General features: G+C 57.7%; 6 protein-coding genes. 1 reads left to right on the top strand and 5 read right to left on the bottom strand.

What is annotated here, in order from left to right; genetic code table 11:
• Positions 1 to 23 precede the first annotated feature (23 nt).
• Positions 24 to 419, top strand: coding sequence for a hydrogenase maturation nickel metallochaperone HypA (locus Q0X47_RS06190; protein WP_297723944.1), 396 nt, complete (start codon positions 24 to 26; stop codon positions 417 to 419).
• Between the two features lie 23 nt (positions 420 to 442).
• On the opposite strand, the gene Q0X47_RS06195 is transcribed toward Q0X47_RS06190, so the two are convergent.
• The 5 genes from Q0X47_RS06195 to hypB all read right to left on the bottom strand — a co-directional run.
• Positions 443 to 1,075, bottom strand: coding sequence for a hydrogenase maturation protease (locus tag Q0X47_RS06195; RefSeq protein WP_297723946.1), 633 nt, complete (start codon positions 1,073 to 1,075; stop codon positions 443 to 445).
• Between the two features lie 10 nt (positions 1,076 to 1,085).
• Entirely contained in the window at positions 1,086 to 2,420 is a 1,335-nt protein-coding gene (gene cybH / locus Q0X47_RS06200; protein WP_297723948.1) for a Ni/Fe-hydrogenase, b-type cytochrome subunit, read from the bottom strand.
• Positions 2,417 to 4,159 (bottom strand): nickel-dependent hydrogenase large subunit, encoded by a 1,743-nt coding sequence (locus tag Q0X47_RS06205; protein ID WP_297723950.1) that lies wholly within the window; start codon positions 4,157 to 4,159, stop codon positions 2,417 to 2,419. The genes cybH and Q0X47_RS06205 overlap by 4 nt, the downstream gene beginning before the upstream one ends.
• Positions 4,159 to 5,370 (bottom strand): hydrogenase small subunit, encoded by a 1,212-nt coding sequence (locus Q0X47_RS06210; protein ID WP_297723952.1) that lies wholly within the window; start codon positions 5,368 to 5,370, stop codon positions 4,159 to 4,161. The genes Q0X47_RS06205 and Q0X47_RS06210 overlap by 1 nt, the downstream gene beginning before the upstream one ends.
• Positions 5,371 to 5,498: 128 nt before the next feature.
• A partial coding sequence (gene hypB, locus Q0X47_RS06215) for a hydrogenase nickel incorporation protein HypB (protein ID WP_297723954.1) occupies positions 5,499 to 6,001 on the bottom strand: 503 nt, incomplete at its 5' end.

Consider the following 6,001-nt stretch of genomic DNA (forward strand, 5'->3'; position numbering starts at 1 on the left):
GATTCTCCTGAGACAATTAGTTTATGCATGAACTTGGGCTGTTAACTTCGGTGGTGGCAGCGGTCGAAAATGCGGCCGCTCAGGCTGATTCCCAGGTTACCCGAGTTGAAAAAGTTGCGCTCGATGTGGGCACCATGTCGGAGGCAATTCCAGAGGCTCTCTACGGTTCCTGGCCCATTGCCCGGCAGGACAGTATCTGCGCCGAAGCAGAACTGGAAGTCACCATGATTCCCGCCAGCGTGTACTGTTCGCGGTGCGCGCGGGATGTGCCCATTGATGAGTTTTTCGCCCTGGCCTGCCCGGAATGTGGGATGCCCACCGGCAACTTGACTCACGGGCGTGAGTTCAAAATTGCCTGGGTGCAGTGGGATACCGAGCCGGCGGACGCCAGCCACGCCGCGGAATCCTCGTCCGCGTAGTTCGCGTAGTCCGCGTAGGGGTTTCAGCTGAGCCAGGAATCGAGGACTTCCGCTGCGAGTTCGACCGCGCGAGGAATACCGCTTTGGGCGCTCTGGGTTAGACCCAGGCACAAATCCACGTGTTCGCTGACCACCCCGACAACTTCGAGCACGCGCGGTTCCTTGCCGGTCAGGCGGGCCGAAGTCAAAATGTCGAGCAAACCGACCTGGTGAGGCGACATTTTCATGGACAGCAGGCGCGGGACGTGGTCCCCGCTCAGGTGCAGGGCTTGACCGGGAGCGCGTCCGTTGCCGGGAGCCACCGAATCCAGAATCAACAGCTGTTCTGATTCCTGCACCACCGGCACCAGCTCCATACCGCCGGTGCCGCCCTCCAGCAGAGCCAACTCCCCGACCTTTTGCGCAGCCTGCCAGGCAGGACGGGTCGGTAGGAGCTGCTGGAGGCCGGCCAAAATCTGTAGGCCGATACCGTCGTCACCCATAATCGGGTTACCCACCGCCAGGACGGTAAAACGCGCTCCGGCCCAGCCGGTGGCATCGACGTCGGAAATATCCGGCAACGGAACCTGACCATCAAGCTGGTCCGGGGCGTCTGGTGAATGGGAACACTCAGCGGAACGATCCGCTTGAGTAATCGCGGCAGGCTTTTGAGCCATCAAAACCTTTCTACAGTTCGGGGGCGTCAACCGGCTTTGACGTGCGGCGCATCCACACGCCGCCGGAAATCATAGCCGAGATACCACCGTGACGTTCCAGGGAATCCGCGCGGAAAGCCAGGTAGATATGCGCAATCACGAACGCCCAGAATATGAACATAATGGCAGCGTGAATCAACCGCATTTGTTGAATGCCAATCCAGTCATTCGGGAGAGCCATTAATTGCCAGAACAGGTTCTCATTACGGTGTGGCAGGGCGTAAAGCGCCAGGCCAATTACCATTTGGAAAGCGCCCAGCACGTAAATGGACGTGTAGGTGAGCTGCTGCAGCGGGTTGTGTGCCACGTACAGCGGACTTTCCTTGCGCAGGAACAGGTAGAACCCCAACGTCTCGCCCAGGTGTTTCCAATCTTGTTTTTTCTTTAACGGCCAGAACGTTTCCCAGCGCATATAGCGGTCCTTGGAAACGAAAGCGATAAAGACCCGAACCGCGCCGACCGCCATCCAGGTAAAAGCTGCGGTGAAGTGAATGAACCGCATAATCCCCATCAGGTATCCGATTTCGACACCACGGAAGAACGTGTCACCAAAGAACGGATCCATGATGTAGTACCCGGTGATGGACAGCAACACAATCAACAGTACGTTCAGCCAGTGCAGGAAACGCAGACTTGCAGACCATACGCTCAAGCGGACCCAGTCCTCCGTGGTGGGGGTCAGTTCGTCGCCCTGCAAGCCGGTGCCGACCGGGCGGACGTTGACGAAACCTTCCATCTGGAATGGAGTTAGCTCACCGTTTTCGTCCACGGTAGCGGTGGCGACTCCCAAGCAGCGGTAGCCACGCGAGCCCGCCATCTGGGCGTTCTTGCGCAACAGGGTGCGCTGGGCACGTTTGGGCTGCGCCACGTTCATGACGGATTCCAAGTCGCCGCGCACAATCACGGTCTGTTTGGATTCGCCCGTCTTGGTACGTTTCATGTCAGAGATACGCGCCAGGGAATAGCGGCGATCGCGCGGGGGGTCGAAATCCTTTTCGGGAATATCGACGTTCGGTGCGCCATGGCGGAAGCGATAGCGCAGAGATTCCTTGAGAGCGACATCTACCGGATCGGTGCTGCCCTCAGGGGATACCGCAGCCATCGCCAAGAGACGACGCATCGACAGGTCAGAACAGCTGAATCCGCCGCCAACCTCGATACCGTTCGCCTGGTTGCTGTCCGCCGCAAAGAACTGAATCTGGTTTTGTCCCTGCGGGGACGTGCCGGAAACCGGGCTGGCCTGCACGGTTCCCGTGGCCGTGCCTCCGGTCAACGCCTCCGGGGCAGGAGTGCTCTCGGTACTCATGAGGTCACCGCCTCGCCAACCAGATTACCGTCTGGATCGAGGATGTGAACCCCGCAGGACATGCACGGATCATAAGAGTGGATGGTGCGCATCGGTTCCAGCGGCGCTTTCGGATCCAACAGGGGGTGCGTGCCGGTACCCATTAAGGATTCTTCATAAGGGCCGGTCACGCCGTTGGCATCACGTCCACCGGCCAGCCACGTGGTCGGTACGACCGCCTGGTACCGCTCGACCTTGCTGTTCTTAATGGAGACCCAGTGGGACAAGTTACCGCGGGCGACCTCAACGAACCCGTAACCTTGGCATTCTGCCGGCCAACTGGACGGTTCCCACTTGCTGGCATCGAAAACGTCAATCCGGCCTTCCTTAATGTTGTCGACCAGGGCGTTGTAGTCCTCCAACAGCAGCTGGGAAGAAACCCTGGCCTCGGCGGCGCGAGCGAACGTCCGACCCATCGTGGAGTTGAGCTGTGCCGGGGTAATCCCCAGGGTTGCCATAGCCTGGTCAAGTATCTGTTTGACTGGCTCGTACCCCTGCGCATACGCCAATATCATCCGCGCTATCGGACCGACCTGCATCGGTTTGCCGTCATAGCGGGGCGCTTTCGACCAGGTGTACTTATCGTTGTCACCCAGCCATTCAAAAGGCGGCTCGGGTCCGGTGTACTTGACGGTGGTTTCACCCTTGTCCGGGGTCAAACCTTTATCGTCCCCCACCGAGTACTCGTACCAAGCCGAGCTGATGAACTCTTCAATCTTGTGTGGATCGAAGGGGAGAACCTTGCTGATGTCTCCGTCCATGATGACCCCCGGCTTAATGGCCGTGTGCGAAGAGGAGATACGGGACTTATTGGGATCACCAGCAAAAATGGACCCGGCCAAACCGACCGCGAGGTAGTTCGGGTGGGTTGCGCCAATATCGAAGTAGTCCTTGTAAACTCCGGCAATCGCCAATACATCGGGGTAGTAGCAGTCATTGACAAACTCGATGATTTCGTCAATCCAGGTCTTGATTTGATCCATCTGTACCTGGTTGATGGACTCTGACGAGTTCGGGTCGATAGAACAAGCCATGCCGCCCACCAGGAAGTTGGGGTGGGGGTTCTTGCCGCCAAACACCGTGCAAATCCGAATCATGGACCGCTGGAACTCCAGAGCGTCCAGGTAGTGCGCCACGCACATCAGGTCGGCTTCGGGAGGCAGTCGGTAGTCCGGGTGATCCCAGTAGCCGCCGGTGAAAATCGACAGCTGACCGGACTCGAGAATCTGTTTAATCGTGTCTCGAACTTCCGTGAAACGTTTCAGGTTGTTGCCCCGCCACTTCGAGCCGATGGATTGAGCGAACTCCACGGTTTTCTGGGGGTCCGCTTTTGCGGCGTTCACCACGTTGACGAAGTCCAGGGCGTGCAGGTGATAGAAGTGAATGACGTGATCTTGGATTTCTTGCGAACCTAGGACCAAGGAACGAATCAACCGCGCATTTTCCGGTGGGTTGGAGCCAATCGCATCCTCTACCGCGGTGATGGAAGCGATGGCGTGTACCGAGGTGCACACCCCGCAAATACGCTGGACGAATGCCCACACATCACGAGGATCACGATTTTGGACGATGGTTTCGATACCGCGGAACTGCGTGCTGACGCTCCAGGCTTTCTTAATCTGCTTCCCTTCGGTTTCCATCTCAATGCGCAGGTGACCCTCAATACGGGTCAACGGGTCAATAACAACTTTCTCTGCCATTACTTAGCCTCGCTGTTCTGTTCAGTAGCTTGCTCGGTTGATGACGGGTTCGGGGAACCGGTGGGAGTGTCGCCGAATGCGGCCATCGGGGAGTTCTTGGTGGCCTTGCGGTCAGCGGCGGCACGAGCGGCGGTCACGCCAGCGTGGGCAGCCACCCCGGCAGCGACGAGACCGGTCAGACCCAGACCAACCTTTTCGGCAGTAACTTCGATTCCGAAACCAGGAACTGTAGGCAGTTTCTGGTAGAAAGGAGTGAAACGGTCAAAGAAATCCCGTTCCGTACAGCCGATACAGGGGTGACCGGCGCCGATAGGCCAACCGGCCTTGAGGTTCCACTGGAAAATGGGGCAGGGGCTAAAGGTAGAAGGTCCTTTACAGCCTACATCGTAGAGACACCAGCCTTCGCGGGCTCCGGCATCGTCGAAGCTGCGCACGTATTGTCCGGCGTCGAAGTGCGGACGACGTGGGCACGAGTCATGGATACGCTGACCGTAGGCAAAGAGTGGACGACCCTCGGAGTCGAGTTCGGGAGCTTTGCCGTGGGTCAAGATGTACGCCAAGGAAGCCGTGATGACCTCGCCAATCGGAGGACAGCCGGACACGTTGATGACCTGCCTGTCCTTGATGATTTCATCCACCCCAACCGCACCGGTGGGATTGGGCTTGGCAGCCTGCACTGAACCAAAGACCGCGCAAGCTCCGACTGCCAGAATCATGGTGGCGTTCTCTGCGGATTCCCGCAGTATCTGTTCGGTGGTCTTACCGCCGATGGTGCAATAGATACCACCGTCCTTGAGTGGAATGGAACCGTTGACGACCAGGATGTGTTCCTTGGCGTTCGTGTCATCCAAGGCTTTTTCAGCGGCTTCCCCGGAGGCTGCCATCACCAGCTCGTTGTAGTTGACGGACAGCAGATTCAGGACGACTTCTTCCACTGTGGTGCCGCCGGAGCGCAGCGTAGATTCCATGCATCCGGTGCATTCCTGCAGCTGGAGCCAGACCACATTGGGTTTCGTGATGGCTCCCAGCTTGTCAGCCAGTTCTTCACCGGCCGTCCGTGCTGCAGAGGCATGAGCCAGTTCGGGAGTCCCCACCGCGAAGATAGCTGCCAAACCGGCACAGAACTTGACAAAGTCACGTCGGCTCACGCCGGCACTGGCAAGGTTTTCCGCGAGCGTACCCGCCCGCCAAGGTTTAATCTCATAGCTCATATGCGGTCCCTCAGTAGTAATGAACTTGGACAACAACGTCCATGCTATTATCCTACCGCGTTTTCGCAGTTGAGCCTAAAAACCGGGCAAAAAGTGCCATGCCTTTTCGCAAAGCTCAGATGACTTATTCAAAGTTCTTTCAGCCATTTAACCCACGCGTCGACACCGTCGCCATTCTGGGCAGAGACTTCGATAACTTTCACGCCCGGATTGACCTGTTCGAGGTAGCTACGGAATTTGTCCATGTCGAAGTTCAAGTAGGGAGCCAAATCCATCTTGTTTACTACCACGATTTTCACCGAGCGGAACATGACCGGGTACTTCAACGGCTTGTCCTCGCCCTCCGTGATTGAGAACAGCATAGCTTTCGCGGTTTCACCGACATCGAACTCGGCCGGGCATACCAAGTTGCCCACGTTTTCGATAATGACCAAATCCAGCTGGCTGAGATCCAAGTCGTCCAGAGCATGATGCACCATCGGGGCATCCAGGTGACATTCCCCGCCGAAACCGTGACCGGTATTCAACAGCGAAATCTGGGCGCCGTAACCGCCCAAACGCTCGGCATCCAGGGGCGTCTCAATATCGCCTTCAATAATCCCGACCCGCAGTTTACCCTGCAGCTGCGCCA

The organism is uncultured Mobiluncus sp., from assembly GCF_947254095.1.
Lineage (GTDB): Bacteria > Actinomycetota > Actinomycetes > Actinomycetales > Actinomycetaceae > Mobiluncus.